General features: G+C 33.2%; 1 protein-coding gene. It reads left to right on the top strand.

Annotation, left to right across the window (positions count from 1 at the left end):
- Window positions 1-68 precede the first annotated feature (68 nt).
- A complete protein-coding gene (locus HUN22_RS17435; protein WP_174732010.1) occupies window positions 69-632 on the top strand; it encodes a TetR/AcrR family transcriptional regulator in 564 nt (187 codons plus the stop codon).
- Window positions 633-759 lie beyond the last annotated feature (127 nt).

The following is a 759-nucleotide window of genomic DNA, read 5'->3' as shown; positions in this document are numbered from 1 at the left end:
CATCTAGATTCTCATTGATAAAGATCACCCTTCAAGCTAATAGCAATTCATTTGTGAGAGGCTAAAATATGTCGAAAAAAGATGACATTATTAACACCGCATTAAGACTTTTTAACTCGTATAGCTATAATTCTATAGGTGTAGATCGCATCATTAATGAATCTGGCGTTGCAAAAATGACTTTTTATAAGCATTTTCCCTCAAAAGAAAAATTAATTGAAGAGTGTCTACTTTTACGAAATACGCTGCTACAAAATTCTCTTACTTCTGCCTTATCAAAGCATGATGAGTTAGACCCTCTTGCAAGAATTAAAGCAGTATTTTTATGGTATTCCGACTGGTTTAATAGCGAAGATTTTAATGGTTGCATGTTTCAAAAGGCTCTAGAAGAGGTTTTAAAACAATATCCTTCAACACATCAACCCGCCACTTTGTATAAAGCTTGGTTGACTCAACTTATGCAAGACCTTCTTAACCAGTATGATGTTAAAGAACCAGTTCCGCTATCTTTGTTATTAGTTAATATCTTGGAAGGTATGACCATTCAAGCACAAGTTGAACATGGTTCAATAAAAATTAATGATTACTGGACTCGAGTAGAAAAGTTAATCGACTTTGAAAGAGCTGCATAAAAATAAAGCGTGATATTCTTCTTCTTATATCTAATGATTCTTCTTATGTATCACGCTGCGTCTGAAAGTCATTTTGGTTCAAAATTAGACGTTTTTTTCGACTTTACTAAACCAAAATATACAGACC

The sequence above is a fragment of the Acinetobacter lactucae genome (assembly GCF_013344765.1).
Lineage (GTDB): Bacteria > Pseudomonadota > Gammaproteobacteria > Pseudomonadales > Moraxellaceae > Acinetobacter > Acinetobacter lactucae_A.
Note: the sequence above shows the minus strand (reverse complement) of the source record. Positions and strands in the feature narration are given on the sequence as shown.

Coding starts and splice junctions, on each gene's coding strand:
- HUN22_RS17435 (WP_174732010.1), top strand. CDS start 69: ATGTCGAAAAAAGATGACATTATTAACACCGCATTAAGACTTTTTAAC.